Below are 19,909 nucleotides of genomic sequence, written 5' to 3'. Positions count from 1 at the left end.
GAATTAGCGATTGGCCTGGGGTAACGCACATCAGTTGTGCAATGCTCCGGGTCTTTCTTTTTAAATTCAGATATTTTTTGTAGGCTATTGCGCATTCAAAGAATCTGAGGGCAATCGCGTGACACATTCTGCCGCTCCTACATCTTCCCGCGCAGCTCATTCTGCTGGCGGTGCAGCAAAGCTAACCATCGACCTTACCGCTTTACGCTCGAACTGGTGTTATTTGAATGGCAAGGTGGGGGATAGCTGTACCTGCGCTGTGGTGCTTAAAGCCAATGGTTATGGGACTGGTGCTACAGAAGTTGGCAAAACACTTTATCACACCGGAGCCCGTGTCTTTTTTGTTGCGCTTCCTGAAGAAGGAATCGACCTGCGCAAAGAGCTGCCGCACGCAGAAATCTATGTGCTGAATGGCCTCTTCCGTGGCCGTGAGAAGTTCTATTACGATTTCAATCTCAAACCGGTCTTAAACAGTCTTGAGGAAGCGGCTGAATGGTCTGCTTTTGCGCAAGGTCTGGATGAAGAGCTGCCTGCGGCTTTGCATTTTGATACAGGCATGCATCGTTTGGGCATGTCCATTGGAGATGCGTTGAAAACTGGTGAGTCGCCTCATTTCCTTAAAGGAATCAAGATCGATCTGATCATGAGCCATCTTGCTTGCGCTGATACGCCTGACCACGAGCTCAATACGAAACAACTGGATCGTTTCCAGAGGGTTTGTGAATTGTTTCCGGGAGCCCGCAAATCCTTGAGCAACTCTGCCGGTATTTTCCTGGGAGCTGATTACCACTTCGACATGGTTCGCCCAGGCATTGCGCTTTATGGAGGAAACCCAGTTCCTGATGATAGCAATCCGATGCTTCCGGTTGCGCATGTTCTGGCAGAAATCATAAGTTTGCGTGAGGTTCCGCACGGCGATCCTGTGGGTTACGGGGCTTCCCGTGTAACACCGCGAAAAAGCCGGATTGCAACCATAAATGCAGGCTATGCGGATGGTCTACACCGACTGGTTGGCAGCTCCGACGACCAGCCTAATGGCGCAAGGGTTTATATCGGCGGGCACTTTGCGCCCATCTTTGGCCGTGTCTCCATGGATATGATTGCAGTCGATGTGACGGATATTCCCGAGGAACATCTGTCACGTGGTGCACCGGTTGAGATTATGGGCGCACATGTAAACGTGGATGAATTGGCAAACTTTGCTCAAACCATCCCATATGAATTGCTGTGTAGCCTTGGAGCACGCTATACACGCCACTATAAACGCTAGCGAGCTAAACACTGGCAGGAACCTGAATTCGATATGGCGAAACGCTCCCTTTCATTTGTCTGCCAGTCTTGTGGGGCAACCACACTCAAATGGGCAGGCCGCTGCGAGTCTTGCGGTGAATGGAACACAATTCAGGAAGAGCAAGAGGCCAGCGGCATCGGAGCCGGGCCCAAGACCGCTTCACGTTCCAAGGGACGTGTTGTTCCGCTGGTTGGACTTTCGGGAGAAACCAAAGACGCTCCAAGAATTATCACAGGTGTGGCCGAGCTGGACCGTGTGACTGGTGGCGGTTTTGTGAAAGGGTCTGCTCTTCTTGTAGGTGGCGATCCCGGCATCGGCAAGTCCACCCTGCTGACGCAAGCCAGCGCACATCTTGCCTATCAAGGACACAACATCGTTTATATCTCTGGCGAGGAAGCGGTGGATCAGGTGCGTTTGCGTGCAGAGCGTCTTGGTTTGCGCGATGCTCCGGTTCAATTGGCTGCCGAGACAAGCGTTGAAGACATTCTTGCAACTCTGGAAGCCAAGAAGGGCGATGAACGCGCTCATCTTGTGATCCTGGACAGTATCCAGACGCTGTGGACCGAGATGGCCGATTCCCCTCCAGGAACGGTGACCCAGGTCCGCGCCTCTGCGCAGGCTCTGGTCCGCTTTGCCAAGAAAACCGGAACAACGGTTGTTCTTGTTGGTCATGTGACGAAAGACGGCCAGATCGCTGGTCCACGCGTTGTAGAGCACATGGTTGACGCAGTGCTTTATTTTGAAGGTGACAACGCACATCAGTATCGCATTTTGCGTGCAGTAAAGAACCGCTTTGGCCCAACGGATGAAATTGGCGTCTTCGAGATGTCAGATATGGGGTTACGTGAAGTAAAGAATCCCAGTGCTATGTTCCTCAGTGAACGAAGCGCAACTGCTCCAGGTTCAGCCGTGTTTGCCGGGATAGAAGGTACACGACCTTTGCTGGTCGAAATGCAAGCACTTGTTGCACCCTCCCCCCTTGGCACACCACGCCGGGCGGTGATCGGGTGGGACAGCGCGCGCCTTTCTATGATTTTGGCCGTGCTTGAAGCACGCTGCGGTGTTAAGTTTGCGCAACATGACGTTTATCTGAATGTCGCTGGTGGACTGAGAATTAATGAGCCAGGAGCTGACCTCGCCGTTGCGGCAGCTTTAATCTCATCGCTTAGTGGGGTTGCTCTTCCCCTCGAATGCGTCTATTTCGGCGAAATCAGTCTGTCTGGTGCAGTTCGACCAGTTGCTCAGGCAGCTTCCCGATTAAAGGAAGCTCAGAAGCTTGGATTCGGTCAGGCGGTTATCGCCGACGGGAATATGAAAGAAGGCTCCAATGCTCTCGGTCATGTTAAAGGACTTGAGGAGCTGGGAGATCTGGTAGCAAATATTGTTGCCAGTGCACAGAAAATGGAAAACGCTTAAGGGTTTAACCTAGGCTGGTTTTAACCGGCAGGCATTTTTGTTGGTTTGCCTGCCAGTCAAACAAGGGACTTGTGTCGACAGATGCCGATCACACTCTTAGACGGAATTCTACTGGTTATCATGCTGATCTCTGGCGTTCTTGCTATGATTCGCGGGTTCGTGCGTGAGGTGCTTTCTATTGCATCATGGGTCGCAGCAGCAGTCGCCGCCTATCTTTTTTATGGCAGCCTGAAACCATTTGTGTTGCAGCACGTAACCAATGACACACTGGCAACTGCCATTGCTGCAGGTGCTGTCTTCCTCGTGACATTAATCGTGGTGAGCTACATCACCATGCGCATTTCTGACTTCGTGCTGGACAGCCGAATTGGCGCACTCGACAGAACCCTTGGTTTTGTCTTTGGCGCAGCCCGCGGCTTCCTGCTTGTTGTCGTTGCATTGCTGTTCTTTAACTGGTTTGTACCAGAGCCACGCCAACCAAACTGGATTATGGATGCCAAATCCAGACACCTGTTGGTGACCAGTGGTCAAAGTTTGGTTGCAGCACTGCCGGAAGATCCTGAACGCGCAATTATGGACCAGATTCGTAAGCAGGGCGGCACGACCGGCTCTGCAACAGGCGCATCCAGTGATGAAGAAGCCCGTTACTCCCCAAGTGAGCGGCGCGGACTGGACCAGCTGACGGCCTCCGGCGAAGGCCGGAACTAAGCTTAATTTTGATATTTGGCCCAAGTAAGAACCAAGGAGTGATGCCATGAGCAGTGGCGTATCAAACAATTCTGCCGCTTTGAAAGAGCTACAGGCAGATTTTGACGGCGATACCCTGCACGAGGAATGCGGTGTTTTTGGCATTCTTGGACATGATGATGCAGCAGCACTGACGGCTCTGGGGCTTCATGCGCTTCAGCATCGCGGACAGGAAGCTGCAGGCATTGTGACATTTGATGGCGATCAGTTCCGTTCAGAACGTCATATGGGTCTTGTGGGTGATCATTTCACTCAACAGGAAACCATCGACAACCTGAAGGGTCCGTACGCAATCGGCCATGTGCGCTACTCCACCACTGGTGAAGCTGCACTGCGCAATGTGCAGCCGCTGTTTGCTGAGCTTGATGGTGGCGGGATTGCAATTTGTCACAATGGTAATTTCACCAATGCGATGACCGTACGCCGTCAGTTGATCAAGGACGGCGCGATTTGCCAGTCTACATCTGACAGTGAAGTGGTTCTGCAGCTGGTTGCACGTTCCCGCGAGAAAAAGATCGTAGATCGTTTCATCGAGGCTATCAGCCAGATGGAAGGTGCTTACTCTCTTGTCGCGCTGACTCGCAAAAAACTGATTGGTGCGCGTGACCCTTATGGAATTCGCCCATTGGTTCTTGGCGATCTGAATGGTGCTCCGATTTTTGCGAGTGAAACTTGTGCACTGGACATCATCGGCGCGAAGTTCATTCGTGAAGTTGAGAACGGTGAAGTTGTTGTTTGCACACCAGGTGGTATCGAAAGCTACTTCCCATTCGGCAAGCGCCCTTCCCGTCCAGACATCTTTGAGTACATCTACTTCTCCCGCCCGGACAGTGTTTTGAACGGTCATTCCGTTTATGACGTTCGCAAGCGTTTTGGGCGTGTGCTGGCACAGGAGAGCGCGGTTGAAGCAGATGTAATTGTTCCGGTACCAGATTCTGGTGTTCCTGCGGCTCTTGGCTTTGCAGCCGAAAGCGGTGTGCCGTTTGAGCTTGGCATTATCCGTAACCACTATGTTGGCCGTACCTTTATTGAGCCAACACAGCAGATCCGTACGCTTGGTGTTAAGCTCAAACACTCTGCCAACAGAGCGCAGATTGAAGGCAAGCGTGTGGTGCTGGTGGATGACAGCCTTGTACGCGGCACCACCAGTGTGAAAATCGTTCAGATGATCAGAGATGCTGGCGCGAAAGAAGTTCACTTCCGTCTGGCTTCTCCGCCAATCAAGTTCTCCGATTACTATGGCATCGATACGCCGGTTCGCGAAAAGCTGCTGGCTGCCAAGTATGACCTTGAAGGCATGCGCAAATACATTGGCGCAGATACCCTTGCCTTCCTGAGCATTGACGGCGTCTACCGTGCTATGGGCCATGAAAATGGCCGTAACAACGAGAACCCGCAGTTCACTGATCACTGCTTTACCGGGGACTATCCGACCCCGCTTACAGATCTGTCTGACGATGTAGACACACGTCAGGCTCCCCGCCTTGTAGAAACTGGTTAAGTTCAATGAGTTCGAAAAGACTTGAAGGTCGTGTTGCTGTTGTCACGGGAGCCTCCCGTGGCATTGGTTATTTTGCTGCAAAAAAGCTTGCTGAAGAAGGTGCGCATATTGTTGCGATCGCACGGACTGTTGGCGGACTGGAAGAACTGGATGACGAGATCCAGAAGGCCGGTAGCTCAGCTACGCTTGTGCCAGTTGACCTGACTGATTTCGACGCGATTGACCGTTTGGGCGCTGCTATCTTTGAACGCTGGAAAAAGCTCGACATTCTTGTCGGTAACGCCGGTATTCTCGGCCCGACTTCTCCATTGGGTCATGTGGACCCGAAGAAGTTCGATGACGTGATGAAAATCAACGTGACTGCGAACTGGCGTCTTATTCGTTCGCTTGATCCACTGCTACGTCAGTCCGATGCGGGCCGTACGGTCTTCCTGACCTCAGGAGCGCCACATAAGTGCCGCGCCTATTGGGGACCATACTCCATGTCAAAAGCGGCTCTGGAGGCGCTTGTACGCACGTATGTGAACGAAACGCAGAAGACCAGCGTTCAATCCATGCTCATCAATCCAGGCCCGATGCGGACTGGCATGCGTGCAAAAGCAATGCCGGGCGAAGACCCAAAGACCCTGCCGCATCCTTCTGAGATCTCTGAGGACATCGTGCGCTTCTGTCTTCCAGAAAGCCAGGAGAATGGTCGCCTCTATGATTTCCCTAGCAAAGAACTACGGGACTTCGTGCAGCTGACCAGCTAAACGGCATAAGCCTACAAATACGAAAAAGCCCCGGTGATGAGCCGGGGCTTTTTTGTTGTGCAATCTGAGGTGCTTTAGATGAAGCACTTATCAGTTAGCGCTTTGGTTTGATCAAATACACCCGGGCAAGCAGCAACAACTTTACAGCCATTCATGACTGCGTTGGCGACGTCAATTTCCTGACACTTCCCGCCAGCTTCTTCCAAAAGGAGCAAACCTGCCATGCAGTCCCAGGAGTTCATGTGCTCTTCGATATAACCGATGAGACGGCCAGAAGCAGCATATGCCAGCATAAGACCACCGGACGCGTTGCGGAAAAAGATCCCGCCTTCATCCAGCAGCGCATCAACTGCGCTTTTGACAGCCTGATTGCGCCCACGCGCACTGAAGCCCAGACCGATTGACCCATTGGACAAGGAATCGCTCGTGGACACTTTCATTGGCGTACCGTTGAGTGTTGCCCCTTTGCCTTTTTCAGCTGCAAACAATTCGTCTGCACATGGATCATAAATGACGCCAATATATTTTTCACCATTTTTGACACAGGCAATGATCACGCACCACTGTGGAATGCCAGAGACGAAGTTCGCCGTACCGTCTATCGGGTCGATGATCCAGGTATACTCAGAAGTACCCTGTTTGGGATCATCCTCTTCTCCCACGATGCTGTCATCTGGAAATGCTTCGGCAATAGCTTTGCGAACAAGAATTTCAGTATCGCGATCGGCCTCGGAGACCATGTCCTGATGACCTTTACTCTCAATATTGAGGGTTTCCAAACGCGTAAAATATTCGTGCGCATAGGCACCAGCGCGCTTAACCAGAGCGTTGGCGAACGTAAAACGGTCTTGTGACATGATAATCCTATTAAATGTAGGGAATGCGGAAAGAGAGCGCGATTAAAAGCAGATTCAGGAAGAATTGCAACTTATTAGCGGCACAGACTGATACTTCTAGAGAAAAATTCAAGTACGCGACAGTGGTCAGAACCCTGACAGTTCCCGGTTCTCCGGGATTTAGCAAAATAAAAGGGCTGCTGACTGCTGCCCTTTTATAAAATTAAGTGAAAGCGAAATCACCTTCTCTTCTTGTGGTATGGATTGTCGCCCTTTCTATAGGACAGACGAATGGGCGTTCCTTTGATGTCAAAACGCTCGCGAATACCATTCACAAGATATCGGGTGTAGCTCTCTGGCAGATTGTCTGGCTTGGAGCAGAACACCACGAAATGCGGTGGGCGTGTCTTTGGCTGTGTCATGAAACGCAAGCGTACACGACGTCCAGACACTGCTGGCGGCGGATGGTGGATCAGAACACCTTCCAGCCAGCGGTTGAGGCCAGATGTACCAACGCGCTTGTTCCACATCTCGTAAGACCGGAAAACAGCCTGCATGAGCTTATCAAGGCCCTGCCCGTTGATGCCGGACATGGTGACAATCTCAACACCACGTAGCTGATTCAGATAGCGTGCTTGTGAATCCTTGATATGACCCCAAGCATCCTCACGATCCTCAATCAAGTCCCACTTATTGAGTGCAATAACGATTGCGCGGCCTTCACGGGCACACAGATCGATGATCTGCAAATCCTGCTTTTCGAAGGAAATGGTGGCATCGAGCGTTACAACAACAACTTCAGCAAACTTGATTGCGCGAAGGGCGTCCGCAACGGAGAGCTTTTCCAGCTTTTCCTGCACGCGTGCCTTTTTGCGGATACCTGCAGTATCGAACACCTTCACATGGTGATCCTGCCATTCCCACTCAACAGAGATACTGTCGCGTGTGATGCCAGCTTCAGGTCCGGTCAGAAGACGCTCTTCACCCAACATCTGGTTGATGAGAGTAGACTTGCCTGCGTTTGGACGGCCAACAATTGCCATGCGCAAAGGACGTTCGAGCGTGCCAACCGGCTCGTCGATCTCTTCGTCTTCTACATCAACATCTGTACGTGCTTCAGTAAATTCGGAAGAACCTCCCATCTCGTCTGCAGCATCTACAATCGGGCGCAGAAAATCATAAAGCTCGGACAGGCCTTCTCCGTGTTCCGCAGAAAGAGGAACAGGATCACCCAAACCAAGCGTGAACGCATCATAGAGACCGCCATCGCCTGCTTTGCCTTCCGCCTTGTTGGCGCAAAGAATTACAGGGGTGTCGGCTCGGCGAAGAAGGTTCGCAAAGTGCTCATCAAGCGGCATCAAGCCAGCGCGTGCATCAATAAGGAATAAGCATGCATCCGCATCCCGGATTGCTTCTTCTGTTTGAGCGCGCATACGCCCTTCGAGGCTTGCTGCCTCTGCTTCTTCCAGGCCGGCAGTATCAACGATCTTGAATCGCAGATCGCCCAAGCGTGCATCACCGGACCGACGGTCACGGGTCACACCTGGGGTATCATCAACAAGCGCTAAGCGCTTGCCTACAAGGCGATTGAAGAGCGTCGACTTGCCAACATTAGGTCTGCCAATAATGGCGACTGTCGCAGTCACGCGAATACTCCTCGTCTGGTATGCAGCATTTAGAGTAGTTCGCCTTATGCGCCCTACTCTAAGCTTTTATTTTTTAACGTATCCCAATTTCGAAAACCGGTATCCACTTTCCGTAGGACACGTTTAGTTCAGCGCTGCAACCGCTCCGTCACTGGTAAGGACGACCATGCGTCCACCAGCAACAATTGGTGATACAAATACGCCACTGGTCACTTTCCGCGATGCGGATGCCTGACCGGTTTTTGCATTCACAGATGCAAGATAACCGTTGCTGGACATGGCGATCAGCTGGCCGTTGGCCAGAATTGGACCTGCCCAGTTGACATTCTTGGCGTCACTTTCGCCAGTTGGCAACTTGGCACTCCAGATAAGGTTGCCGGTCTTACTTGAGATTGCATGCAATTTGTCATCCAAGCCGATCAAGAATACCGTACCGCCGGAAACAACCGGAGTATGTACGGCACCAAAATCAGCCTCCCACAAACGCTCGCCATCTTTCAGAGCAATGCCCAGTGTGCGTCCAGCAACGGAGGTTGCAATAACCTTGTTGCCTTCAATGACCGGGCTTGCAGAAACATCTGTCAGGCCAGAGAGCGCGCGTGTACGGAAGGACCGTGCAACGGTATCGATCCATTTAGGCTCACCGCTGTTAATGTCAAGTGCCATAACCTCGCCTGAGGAAAACGGCACAACAACAGTGTTGCCTGAAATTGCCGGATTTGCAGAGGAAAGCAGGCCTGCTTGCTCTGCGATGCCAGCGAATGACCATGCCTGTTCCCCATCTGACTGGTTGAGGCCGATCACTTCATTGTCTTGTGTTACAACGACAACTTTACCATTGGCCGCTGCTGGCGCACCGCGAACCGGTGTTTCCAGTTGCTTGGTCCAAAGGACGTTGCCACCTTTATCAAGTGCATAAACATTGCGGTATGCGGTTGCGACAAAGATCTTGCCGCCGTCAAGCACGACACCACCACCTGCGGCAACTTCATTCTCACCTTCCAGACCCAGGTTCTTTGTGAAGACCTTGGCGCCACCAGTTGTCAGAGCAACGAGGTTGCCATCCGACTTATAGACGTAGATGCGCTGGCCATCAGAAACCGGACGCGCAGCGGTGCGCGGGTTGCTGGAGCCGATACCAAAGAAGCCGGGAGAACGGACCTGACCGATGCTCGACGACCATGCAACACCACCGCTCACATTGATTGCGATGTTGCCCGGATCATTGCTCTTAGGACCAGCAGCTGTTGGCCAGGTTGACCCACCTGTCGCCGCACCGATCTTGGCATCTCCACCTGTTGCAGATGGCTTTAATGCGCCTTGATACAGTGGCTGACGGTCTCCTTCAAGAAACTCATCATCGCCGCCGAATGGATTTAGACTGGAAAGAGAAGAACAACCAGCCAGCGTCAGCGCAAGCGCGCCGGTTCCAATCAAAGCCTTCCAAGACTTTCTTTTGGTCTCGCTCACTTATTCAGTCCCCTTTTCGTCTTTGCCCAATGCAGAGGTAATTAGTTCAAGATAAATTTGTGCGCGTCCGGAAACATCTGACGGAGCGGCTGCATCATTCACAATTTCGCTGAAGCGCGTGCGAGCCGCATCCAGATTACCAGCCTTGTACTCAGCTACACCCAGAATTTCCAAAGCAGAAAAACGCCATGTGTTACCAGCAACCGCCAGCACTTCTGTGTGTTTTTTCACCGCGGCAAGGTCGCCGTTATCCAGCAGCAGATAAGCAGCGCGGATATTGGCGAGGCCCTTGTAAATGATTGGTGTCGCACTATCAGCCGCGACCGCTTCAAAAGCCTTGATGGCTTCGTCAGGTTTACCTTCCAGTGCCAATTCGGTTCCAATGCGCATCTTGGCCATCATAGGATAACCACCAATGCTGCCTTCCATGGAAACGAAAGCTGCCTGCGCTTCGGTGTAGTTGCCTGCGTCTGAAAGCTTGATAGCCTCCAGAAATTCAGTGCCTGCTGCCTGAGACTGTTTGTTCTGCCAGTACTCATAGCCGCGAAAACCTGCGGTGCCTACAACGATAAGACCTGCTGTCAGGTATACAACCGGAGCAAAGCGCTTCCAAAGCTTTGAAAACTGGTCGCTTCTTACTTCTTCATCGACTTCGCGAAAAATGTCGGACATAATTTCAAATGTTCCTGCAGCAACGATTCTTAGGTTCGTGGTATCCCAATGGGCGGCGTCACATTAAAACTAAGAGAGCCGCAGGCAAACCTCTTTCTCTACCTCTTTCAACCGATTAGTGGCTTTATTAGGGCAATGAAAGAGTTTTCCCTGCCAACATTTACAAGTGTAATTGCCGAGAGAGACCACTTTGATGTCTGTCTTGAAACCTTACCTCATGCAAAAGGTCAAGTTATGATCGGCACCCCAATCAAAATTGCATGTAATTTCCACACGAACAGGCCGTAGAAAATCAAACCAAGACCCACGGAAATCACATCGTTTCGCGTTGCGTTTGGATAGTCTCGGCTTGGCGGGTTGATACGCTCGCGGCGAGCAATCGTAATTCTTACAAGAATTGCCCAGATTAAAAACGAGCCGAACAGTATCACGGAGTAAGGCTCTCCGTTCGCAAACAGGTGAGCAACCGCCCAAAGCTTGGTTGCATTGATCAACGGGTGTTTGGTGACGCGTGTAATATTGCCTTTCAATTGAGAGGCAAAGAAGAGTGGGAAAACAGGCAGCATCAACAGCATGGTGACGTGGCGGCCCCAGCTTGGTGCGACATACCAAGGCGCATAATCACCATTCCAAGCGGCACCGAAGCCGTAGACGATTGCAACCAATCCACCCAATGAGATGAGTGTGTACAGCCCGCGATAGCCGTTAAACGAAAGACGTTGAACCAAACTCTCTCGAAGCCCTGAAAACGAAGGGATCAAATGCACCGCAAAAAATGCGGTGAGACCTGAAATCAATAATGTCATGAATTGCTCTCCCCCAAGATCAATTGAGGGCAAAGGTATTTCACAGAGTTCTTAATTGCAAAACAATCTTTGGGTCACGCAAAATACTCAGCTTAAAGCAAAACCGCGTGCGTGACTGATCAGTCACGCACGCGGTTTTGCTGAAATCTCCCGATTTGAGAGCTTGCCTAGGTCAGGATCGGCATACCGATCAGCAGTTCGTGTAGTTTCCAGACAAACAATCCGTAGAGGAGCATGCCCAACACAACGCTGATGATGTCATTGCGCAGAGCGTGTGGGAATTCTTCGACTGCAGTGTTTTTGCGATCAAACTTCTTCAGAGAGATCCGCGCCCAGATCGCCCAGACAAGAAAGCCACCGAACAAAGCAACAGAATATGGCTCACCATTGACCAGTAAATGGGAGATTGCCCAGATCTTTACCGCCAGAATAACGGGGTCTTTGGTCCACTTGGCGATATTACCGCGAATAAATTTCGCAAAAACCAGAATGAAGACTGGTAAGAGCAATGTCATAGCCAGATGACGTAGCCAGAATGGCGTTACGTACAGCGGAAACAGATCTTCCTCACGCGCCAGAACGAAGCCGTAGATCATGGAAAAAAGGCCTGTCAGCACGATCAGTGAGTAGATCGCCCGGTATGGATTCAGTCCAATGCGCTGAACGACTGTGTCACGAAACCCAGGAAAAGATGGGACGAAGTGAATTCCCAGAAAGATGAATAGCCCAACTAATAACAGCGTCATCGAGTGACCCTTTAGATTTGTATTTTACGTTAAAGCCCTTAGATAGGCTTGTGCACTGTGACCATACGCGGTGAAATATCAATAAGCCTGACCGTCGCTGCGTAAGGTGTTTTATACATTTACCCAATTCTTTTTCGCAGAACCCTTGAGATCATGCTGCTTTTCTCGCTAAATCAGGGTGAGTTGTTTATCTGCATATATCATAACTTGACTGTTTGACTCCTATATTTGCGCAAGATCTAAGGTTTCACAAACAGAAACAGTGCCTGGAAAGTTCTATGTCCGAAAGTGACAGTGCAACAGAAACTAGTGAACGTCGCCGCGTTCGCCGTCGGCGTACGCTTAAGGAAGGGCGCATTGTTTTCGCGAGCCAGTCGATGGTTTTCGACTGTGTTATTCGTGATTTGTCCGATTTCGGTGCCCGCTTGAAGATGGAAACAACGATCGATATTCCCGATGAGTTTACACTCTATCTGGTTCATCTGCGCCAGCGCGTGCAAACCGAAGTCCGCTGGAGGACAGCGGATACACTGGGTGTAGAGTTTGTGGGCGAAAAAGAAACCGTTTCCAGCCTGATGAAAATCTAGTCCACTCCCTTAAACGTCCACTATGTTGGGCGTTTTGTTTTGCTTGCACAGTTTCTCAATTCGCGCTCATACTAACTACCTGACGGTTTGGGCGGGAGATGATCTGATGACACTGGCTCTCAATGATGCAGAGACGTTACTTCTTGCACGAAAGGCGGAACTGACAGAGCTCACTGCTATCTCTGAGGGAGACCGTGCAACGGTTACGCTTGACCAACAGTCCGTTGGCCGCCTCTCCCGCATGGACGCTATGCAACGGCAAGCGATGGCTCAAGCCAACGACCGCCAACGCGCCAGAGAACTTCAGCGGATCGATAGCGCCCTGCAGCGGATCAAAGAGGAGGAGTACGGCTTCTGCCTTGAATGCGGAGACGACATTCCCGAAGCCCGACTGCGCGTAGACCCAGCCGCTCTTTATTGCATCAGCTGCGCGAAGTTGTTTGGGTAGCCTTGACGCTCAGACTACCTCTAACGCGCTCGCCAAATTGTACTGACACCCTTCTTATTTTCTCTTGCCCAGACAAGATCAAACTCTGAAGCCATCATTGAGAGGCCGTCTATCTTACGGCGTAGGTCGAGGTAGATGATGCTCTGTTTTCTGGTAACTTGCTTCAATGTTTCAAAATACGTTGAAATTGGAAAATGCCAACCATAAGCGAGAAAAGACACAACGACATCAAAAGTACCATCAGGAAACGCGTTATGATCCAAATTGATAAGACTGACGTTTTCAGGTGCAATCCCATTAAGCTGCAAATTCTCGGCTGTGCGCGTCAGGTCGTTGTATATTTCTGCATGAAGCTTAAAACCATATTTGATTTCTGTGTCTTTGCCATCTTTGTCTAAGCCGACGAAACAATGATCCGCCCCATAAAGCTCCTTTAAAACGAGCAGGCCAAATCCGAGGCCGCAGCCGATATCCAGGAATCGCCCTTTCGCAGCAAGATCCGGGACGTGATCCTTCAACATTCGAACAGCTTTGGCGATGTGTTTTCGGTATAGACGAAGGACTGCGTCTTCATCCTTGCCAATCAAATCGGTTCGCTGGCAAAGCAAGAGTTCTCTATGCTGTTCAGTTAGATATAACTCCGCATCAGGTAGATCCATTGACGACTGCCCCCAAATTCCAAAACATCAAACAGTATGAACGAACTTATAAAATTAGAAATCCATGCAAAATTAGAAGCCGCATTGGTCTCTTGACAAGAAAAAACCGGGAAAGTTGCCCTCCCCGGTTTCTGATGAGTTTATTCCCACTCAATGGTTCCCGGAGGCTTTGAGGTCACATCATAGACGACGCGGTTGATACCGCGGACTTCGTTGATGATGCGGGTTGCAGCCCGCCCAAGGAATTCCATGTCATAGTGATAGAAATCTGCTGTCATGCCATCAACCGAGGTCACTGCACGCAAGGCACAGACGAACTCGTAGGTGCGACCATCGCCCATAACGCCAACGGTTTGAACTGGCAGCAGAACAGCGAATGCCTGCCAGATGGCGTCGTAGAGACCAGCTTTGCGGATTTCATCCAGATAGATGGCATCTGCCTGACGCAGGATATCCAGTTTCTCACGGGTGATACCACCCGGACAGCGGATCGCAAGACCCGGACCAGGGAATGGATGGCGTCCAATGAAGCTGTCTGGCAAACCCAATTCGCGACCGAGATCACGAACTTCGTCTTTGAACAGTTCACGAAGTGGCTCAACCAGCTGCATGTTCATACGCTCTGGCAAGCCGCCCACGTTGTGGTGTGACTTGATGGTCACGGATGGACCGCCCGTGAAGGAAACACTCTCAATCACATCAGGATACAACGTGCCCTGTGCGAGGAAGTCCGCGCCGCCAAGCTTTTTCGCTTCTTCTTCGAACACTTCAATGAAGAGCCTGCCGATGGTTTTGCGTTTGACTTCCGGATCGCTCTCGCCTTCCAGCTGACCAATGAACAGATCAGCAGCATCCACGTGTACCAACGGGATGTTGTAATGATCACGGAACATGGACAGGACCTGCTCCGTTTCACCCATGCGCATCAAACCGTGATCAACATAGATACAAGTGAGCTGGTCGCCGATTGCTTCATGGATCAGCACTGCAGCAACAGAACTGTCAACACCACCGGACAGGCCGCAGATGACTTTTTTGTCGCCAACTTGCTGACGAATACTCTCTACCGCCTGCTGGCGGTATTCAGCCATTGTCCAGTCGCCTGAACAACCTGCAATCTTATGCGTAAAGTTCTCGATGAGCTTTGCACCATCGGGAGTGTGAACCACTTCTGGGTGGAACATAACACCATATTGCTTTTTGGCTTCATTTGCATAAGCTGCAAATGGTGCACCTTCAGAGGTTGCAATTGCCTCAAAACCCTCGGGCAGCTCGACAACACGGTCACCATGGCTCATCCAAACCTGATGTTTGGAGCCAATTTCGTCCCAAACCCCATCAAATAGTGGGCTTTTCCCTTTAATTTCAAGGAAGGCGCGGCCAAACTCGCGATGATCAGAGCCTTCCGCTTTGCCGCCATTCTGGACACAAAGGGTCATCTGACCATAACAGATTCCGAGAACAGGAATGCCTGCCTCGAATACGATCTGGGGTGCTCGTGGGCTCCCCATTTCAGTCGTGGATGCCGGACCACCTGACAGGATCACCGCCTTTGGATTCATCTCCTTAAAAGCAGCTTCTGCAGACTGGAACGGAACGATCTCGGAGTACACACCAGACTCGCGCACACGGCGCGCGATCAGCTGAGTGACCTGAGAACCAAAATCAATAATGAGGATGCGGTCTGTCATGCGCAGCTTCTACTCTGTGCGCATTGATTTGGAAAGGTCTTTTACGCGGAAAAATCGTGGTTCCGTTAAGGGCAGATGATGTTTTTCTGTGTGCTTTGTCCGAAGGTCCAGTCAGCTACAATATCGACTGCTCGTGTTCTTCGATACGGCTCATCATTTGCCCCAATCTGATGCGCTCCTGCACGTCTAACTGCGGCAGCAGATTCTTCTCCAGCTGTTCGAGTTGGGCCTCTAGAGCTCGCAAAACAACGCGTCCATCTTCTGCCAGGTTCAAACGGACAAGGCGACGGTCTCGAGGGTGCTCATGTTTTTTGATAAGATTTGCTTCTGACAGGCGCTTTACAGCACGCGATACAGCCACCGTATCCAATCCAATAACTGGCCCCAACTCCCGTACAGACACAGCACCCATCCGCTCCAGCGCACTCAGCACGAGCCACGAGGGAAGCGATAAACCATATTGCTTCTGTAAATGCTCGGAAAGCCGGCGCTCAATAAAGCGGCCAGTCGCGATGATGCGCAGAGGCAAATAGTTCAACAACTCGACGTTATGTTCGTCTTCAAACAAACTTGCCTGTGTCGTTATTTTCGCACGGTATTTCTCCGCCATAACCCTTTGCCCTGCGTCGGATGCTTTGCTTCATTCCATTGACCGATAAGAAAACGGAAAATGGTTAAGCTGTCTTGAATATTGGTGATTTTTCCCAGGCACTAGCCCCTGAATGTGGTTTTGATGCGTTCAATATCATCTATCCACGCCTTCCTTCAGGATCAACCCGTTCCACCTTTGACGCTGATTTGCCAACCGCTTAGGCTTCATCGTGCATAGATACGAATTTGATTCGCAGAATTGCCTGTCAGCAGATCCATCCGAATGGATCTACGGGCGGCACTGCCCAACGAGGGGGTCCGTAAAAGATGACAGAGACACTGCGCGGTACACCGGACACTAACGCCCGGCAAGAAAAAATCAATGCTGCACTTGATGCTATTGCCTACTTGGAACAGGACGAGCGCTTTGATGAAGTGATCCCAGTCTATCAGGATCTTGTTGGACGCTACCCTGATGACGTCGAGCTTCTTTTCAAGATGGCAACGATTATGTTGCGCAATGGAGATTTGAGGGAATCCGTCGCCCATTTGCGTAAAGTATTGTTCATGAAACCAGAACACTTGGCTGCACGCTCCAACATGGGTAATGCGCTGCTTTTGCTGGGATATCTGGAACAAGCTAAAGAAGCCTTTGATGCGGTGGTGGAAGCTGAGCCGGAGAACCGGAATGCGCTTTATGGGCTCGCAACCATTTTGATCAAGATGCATGGGCATGCAGAAGCTGAGCCTTATGCTCGACGCCTTGTGCAACTGATCCCGAACAGCGCACCTGCTCTTTCACTTCTTGGCGATGCTTTGAGTGCGGAAACTAAAGCAGAATCAGCGACCCTGAACTATCGGGCAGCACTCAGAGTTGACTCGCAATATGTTCCTGCTCTGGTTGGTCTCGCAAAGCTACTCATCATTCGCAAAAAGAGTGAGGAAGCACTGGCGCATTTGGACAAGGCCCATGATCTGCAGCCCCGCAATGTCGAAGTGCTTGTCGCAATGGGCCACGCTTACTTGCTGGAAGATAACACCTCCAGTGCTGTTGAGAGCTTTGAGTTGGCTCATGCGTGTGAGCCTGAGAACGCGGCTGCGCTCGTTCATCTGAGTATTGGCAAGCGCAAACTTGGTCTTGTTTATGCCGGTGTTTATCACGCAGCTGCCGCATGGCGGCTTGCACCAGGCAATAAGCAAGTCAGCAATGCACTTGGCGCAGCTCTTGCCGCAGCTGGTGCTACTGATGCCGCTCGCGATGTCTTGACCTCGTCATCCAGAAACAGTCAGTTTTTGGATGCGACTGAAGCTGCGATCAAAGAGGTCGAATATCTTGCTGAGCAAGGTTATGAGCGGCCCGTGCGCGAGGAGAAAGTTGCACCTGAGCCTTCGGAGCAAAACAAAAGCATAGAAGCCAGGGCTTTGGAAGAGGCTGGTGAAAGCGTATTTGAAGCACAAAGTGAAGAGGCCGCTTCTGAAGAGCTGGCGGAAGAAGTCATCGAGGGTAAATCTGAGACACCTGACGAGCTTGAAGAGAAAGCCTCCAGCTAATCACGTCGTTAATTTGCTGTTTCGAAGCATGTCGCATTTAATATGCGGCATGCTTTTTTATTATGCCAATTTGATGATATCAGATACGTTCCATCATCGCGATGAAGAAGCCATCAGTACCGGTATGATAAGGCGTCAGAGTGATCATACCGCCATCCTTAAACAGCGGACGACGGGATGCTACTGCACCGAAATGCTCTTCCCAAACCGGCGCCAGATCAACAAGCTTGAAGTCAGCATGTTTTTCTAGAAAAGCTTTGACTTGCAGCTGATTTTCCGCTGGCACCAAAGAGCAAGTTGCATAAATCAGCTTGCCACCTGAACGCACAAAGCGTGTCGCAGTTTCCAGAACCAGAGCTTGATCTTCAACACGTCCATTCAGAGCGTTTTCTGTTACACGCCACTTGGTATCTGGACGACGACGCCATACACCAGTGCCTGAACAAGGCGCATCCACGAACACGCGGTCCATCTTGCCTTCGCAGATATCAAGAGAACCAGTTTGTGGGTCAATCGTTTGGATATTTCGAACCCCTGCGCGGGCCATACGGTCATAAAGTGGCGCTAGACGCGTCTTGTGAGCATCGTAAGCGTAGATCTGTCCTTTGTTCTGCATCTGCGCAGCTAGAGCGAGGCTTTTACCGCCCCCGCCTGCACATAGATCCAGAACCTGCTCTCCCGGTTGAGCGCCTGACAGGATAGACGCGATCTGAGAGGCCTCATCCTGCAATTCAAACCAGCCTTTGCGAAAGCTTTCTTCAGCCTGAACGTGAGGTGATTTGCGTGGCCCAATTACAGGTTCAAGACGAACGCCGACGGGAGACAATCCACTTACTTCTGGATGAAGGTGAGACAAACGCTTGAGGACTTTTTCCTGCGAGCTTTTGACAGTGTTCACGCGCATATCAATCGGCGCACGTTCAGAAAGAGAACGCCCAACGGCCAGCGTCTCATCACCAAAGTTATCCTGAAAGTGCGGCCAGAGCCATTCTGGAACATTTGCTGAGATCTGGTCGTCATCGCCGACTTGCTTGTTTTCAATCAATGCGTCACGTTCAGCGTCGGAAAGCGGTTCTGGTGCGTGACGGTCTTCTTCCATCACCTGCTCCAGCTTTTCCACCTGATTGCCCCAGCCCCAGATGTAGGTTGCCAAAACAAGCGCGCGCGCACTGTCAGATCCCATCGCCTGAGCATGGGAGAGTTTGTGGCGCAGCGCATCAAAAACCAGATTGCCGATAGCAACCCGATCACCGGATCCTGCAAACCTATGCTTGTTGCCCCAGTCCTTCAGGGCTTCCTGCACAGGACGGCGGCGCTCATTAATCTCTGTCAGCACTTCAATTGCAGCCGCAATTCGTCCACCGTCGCGCATGAATGATCCTTAATTCCGTGAATTCTATTTTACGATTTATTTGTTTGGCTTTGCAGCGTGTATGCCAATACTCAAGGCTTTTCAATAGTGCATAGCATGTGTGAGGCAAACCTCACATCAACTCATTCAACAATTTCTTGGTTGTTGCATAACTCATATATGTTGAATTTAGCAGATAACAGTAAAAATACAGATATTTACGGCCTGCTTCCGCTACCTCATGACACATAGCGTATTTTAATAAAAACGTAGATCCTGCCTCGCAACTCATCAGATCACTGTAAACAATGCGTGTTGCGTTTCATGTTTTATCAGGTCTCTATCTTTCTGCTTGGCAATGCAATATGAAGTTGGGCAGATTTGGCTTTTGAATAACGAAGTGTTTGGGCCGTTTACGTGTTGATGTTAAGCGGCCTGTGCGTGGTAGCACAAGCGACGATTTTGAAGCGTTTGTCGTTTAATCAGGTGCCTTTTCTTCAAAATCTGCTTGGCACGACCAAAGTAAGCATCTGCCGGTTTGACGTTGCCGCGGCTTTCGTGGTAGCGTTGATTGTTATAGTAATAGACGAACAGACTGATCTGTAGTTCTAAATCCTCATACATGTAGTAGTTCTCCAGCAGAATGCGGTTCTTCATAGTCTGATGCCAACGCTCGATTTTGCCTTGCGTTTGCGGATGATAGGGAGCGCCTCTGACATGCTCCATGTCCTTTTCCTCCAGCCATTGTGCCAGATCCGATGAGACGTATGAGCTGCCGTTGTCAGACAGTAGGCGCGGACGATGCAGCACCTTTGGCTGCTCGCATCCGGAGGCATCCAGCGCCAGTTGGAGCGTATCAGTGACATCCTTTGCTTTCATGTTGGTACACAGCTTCCAGGCGATGATGTAGCGGGAATAGTCGTCCAGTACAGTCGATAGATAATACCAGCCCCAACCGATAATCCTGAAGTATGTGAAATCAGTCTGCCACTACTGGTTCGGCTTTGTTGTCTTATCCTTGAACTCGTCTGCGGCCTTGATGACGACATAAGCGGGACTGGTAATCAGGTCCTGCGCTTTCAGTAGCCGGTAGACAGAAGCCTCAGATACAAAATAGCCTTTTGTATCTGTAAAGCGTACCGCCAATT

The 19,909-nt window shown here is 50.9% G+C and carries 18 protein-coding genes and 1 pseudogene; 8 read left to right on the top strand and 11 right to left on the bottom strand.

Annotation, left to right across the window (positions count from 1 at the left end; genetic code table 11):
* The first annotated feature begins 118 nt into the window (after nt 1-118).
* From alr to PsAD37_RS13030, 5 genes are all read left to right on the top strand, one after another.
* Nucleotides 119-1,270, top strand: coding sequence for an alanine racemase (gene alr / locus PsAD37_RS13050; RefSeq protein ID WP_063296512.1), 1,152 nt, complete (start codon nt 119-121; stop codon nt 1,268-1,270).
* Between the two features lie 33 nt (nt 1,271-1,303).
* Nucleotides 1,304-2,707: a DNA repair protein RadA gene (gene radA, locus PsAD37_RS13045; protein WP_057460949.1), complete on the top strand. Its 1,404-nt coding sequence runs from the start codon at nt 1,304-1,306 to the stop codon at nt 2,705-2,707.
* A gap of 81 nt (nt 2,708-2,788) precedes the next feature.
* A complete protein-coding gene (locus tag PsAD37_RS13040; RefSeq protein ID WP_057460948.1) occupies nt 2,789-3,415 on the top strand; it encodes a CvpA family protein in 627 nt (208 codons plus the stop codon).
* 46 nt (nt 3,416-3,461) lie between these two features.
* Nucleotides 3,462-4,955, top strand: a complete 1,494-nt coding sequence (gene purF / locus PsAD37_RS13035) for an amidophosphoribosyltransferase (protein ID WP_063296511.1) — start codon at nt 3,462-3,464, stop codon at nt 4,953-4,955.
* 5 nt (nt 4,956-4,960) lie between these two features.
* Nucleotides 4,961-5,707: an SDR family NAD(P)-dependent oxidoreductase gene (locus PsAD37_RS13030; RefSeq protein WP_063296510.1), complete on the top strand. Its 747-nt coding sequence runs from the start codon at nt 4,961-4,963 to the stop codon at nt 5,705-5,707.
* 74 nt (nt 5,708-5,781) lie between these two features.
* Here the strand turns inward: PsAD37_RS13030 and PsAD37_RS13025 are convergent, their stop codons facing one another.
* The 6 genes from PsAD37_RS13025 to PsAD37_RS13000 form a co-directional block, all read right to left on the bottom strand.
* Nucleotides 5,782-6,564 carry an inositol monophosphatase family protein gene (locus PsAD37_RS13025; protein ID WP_063296509.1) on the bottom strand — a complete coding sequence of 261 codons (783 nt, stop codon included), beginning with the start codon at nt 6,562-6,564 and terminating at the stop codon, nt 5,782-5,784.
* 218 nt (nt 6,565-6,782) lie between these two features.
* Nucleotides 6,783-8,189 carry a ribosome biogenesis GTPase Der gene (gene der / locus PsAD37_RS13020; protein WP_063296508.1) on the bottom strand — a complete coding sequence of 469 codons (1,407 nt, stop codon included), beginning with the start codon at nt 8,187-8,189 and terminating at the stop codon, nt 6,783-6,785.
* 123 nt (nt 8,190-8,312) lie between these two features.
* Nucleotides 8,313-9,659 carry a PQQ-binding-like beta-propeller repeat protein gene (locus PsAD37_RS13015; RefSeq protein WP_057460944.1) on the bottom strand — a complete coding sequence of 449 codons (1,347 nt, stop codon included), beginning with the start codon at nt 9,657-9,659 and terminating at the stop codon, nt 8,313-8,315.
* Nucleotides 9,660-10,331 (bottom strand): tetratricopeptide repeat protein, encoded by a 672-nt coding sequence (locus tag PsAD37_RS13010; RefSeq protein ID WP_063296507.1) that lies wholly within the window; start codon nt 10,329-10,331, stop codon nt 9,660-9,662. It lies immediately after the preceding gene.
* Nucleotides 10,332-10,558: 227 nt separating this feature from the next.
* Nucleotides 10,559-11,137: an NnrU family protein gene (locus tag PsAD37_RS13005; RefSeq protein ID WP_063296506.1), complete on the bottom strand. Its 579-nt coding sequence runs from the start codon at nt 11,135-11,137 to the stop codon at nt 10,559-10,561.
* Between the two features lie 167 nt (nt 11,138-11,304).
* On the bottom strand, nt 11,305-11,883 hold the full coding sequence (locus tag PsAD37_RS13000; protein ID WP_063296505.1) for an NnrU family protein: 579 nt from the start codon (nt 11,881-11,883) through the stop codon (nt 11,305-11,307).
* Between the two features lie 278 nt (nt 11,884-12,161).
* Here PsAD37_RS13000 and PsAD37_RS12995 point away from each other — a divergent pair, with 278 nt between their 5' ends.
* Both PsAD37_RS12995 and PsAD37_RS12990 read left to right on the top strand, forming a co-directional pair.
* Nucleotides 12,162-12,470: a PilZ domain-containing protein gene (locus PsAD37_RS12995; RefSeq protein WP_057460940.1), complete on the top strand. Its 309-nt coding sequence runs from the start codon at nt 12,162-12,164 to the stop codon at nt 12,468-12,470.
* Between the two features lie 106 nt (nt 12,471-12,576).
* Nucleotides 12,577-12,918, top strand: a complete 342-nt coding sequence (locus tag PsAD37_RS12990) for a TraR/DksA family transcriptional regulator (protein WP_063296616.1) — start codon at nt 12,577-12,579, stop codon at nt 12,916-12,918.
* 20 nt (nt 12,919-12,938) lie between these two features.
* Here PsAD37_RS12990 and PsAD37_RS12985 read toward each other — a convergent pair whose 3' ends face one another.
* The 3 genes from PsAD37_RS12985 to PsAD37_RS12975 form a co-directional block, all read right to left on the bottom strand.
* Entirely contained in the window at nt 12,939-13,577 is a 639-nt protein-coding gene (locus PsAD37_RS12985) for a class I SAM-dependent methyltransferase (protein ID WP_063296504.1), read from the bottom strand.
* A gap of 140 nt (nt 13,578-13,717) precedes the next feature.
* Nucleotides 13,718-15,268, bottom strand: coding sequence for a glutamine-hydrolyzing GMP synthase (gene guaA, locus PsAD37_RS12980; RefSeq protein ID WP_057460937.1), 1,551 nt, complete (start codon nt 15,266-15,268; stop codon nt 13,718-13,720).
* Nucleotides 15,269-15,383: 115 nt separating this feature from the next.
* Nucleotides 15,384-15,878, bottom strand: coding sequence for a MarR family winged helix-turn-helix transcriptional regulator (locus tag PsAD37_RS12975; RefSeq protein ID WP_057460936.1), 495 nt, complete (start codon nt 15,876-15,878; stop codon nt 15,384-15,386).
* A 308-nt stretch (nt 15,879-16,186) separates the two neighbouring features.
* Here PsAD37_RS12975 and PsAD37_RS12970 point away from each other — a divergent pair, with 308 nt between their 5' ends.
* Entirely contained in the window at nt 16,187-17,410 is a 1,224-nt protein-coding gene (locus tag PsAD37_RS12970; protein WP_063296503.1) for a lipopolysaccharide assembly protein LapB, read from the top strand.
* Nucleotides 17,411-17,489: 79 nt separating this feature from the next.
* Here the strand turns inward: PsAD37_RS12970 and PsAD37_RS12965 are convergent, their stop codons facing one another.
* Together PsAD37_RS12965 and PsAD37_RS12960 are read right to left on the bottom strand one after the other, a co-directional pair.
* The gene (locus PsAD37_RS12965) at nt 17,490-18,782 is read right to left on the bottom strand and encodes an RsmB/NOP family class I SAM-dependent RNA methyltransferase (RefSeq protein ID WP_063296502.1); all 1,293 of its coding nucleotides are present in this window, start codon (nt 18,780-18,782) and stop codon (nt 17,490-17,492) included.
* A 405-nt stretch (nt 18,783-19,187) separates the two neighbouring features.
* Nucleotides 19,188-19,909, bottom strand: a pseudogene (locus tag PsAD37_RS12960) (transposase); the annotation flags it as partial.

The organism is Pseudovibrio sp. Ad37, assembly GCF_001623075.1.
In the GTDB taxonomy this organism is placed as follows: domain Bacteria; phylum Pseudomonadota; class Alphaproteobacteria; order Rhizobiales; family Stappiaceae; genus Pseudovibrio.
Note: the sequence above shows the minus strand (reverse complement) of the source record. Positions and strands in the feature narration are given on the sequence as shown.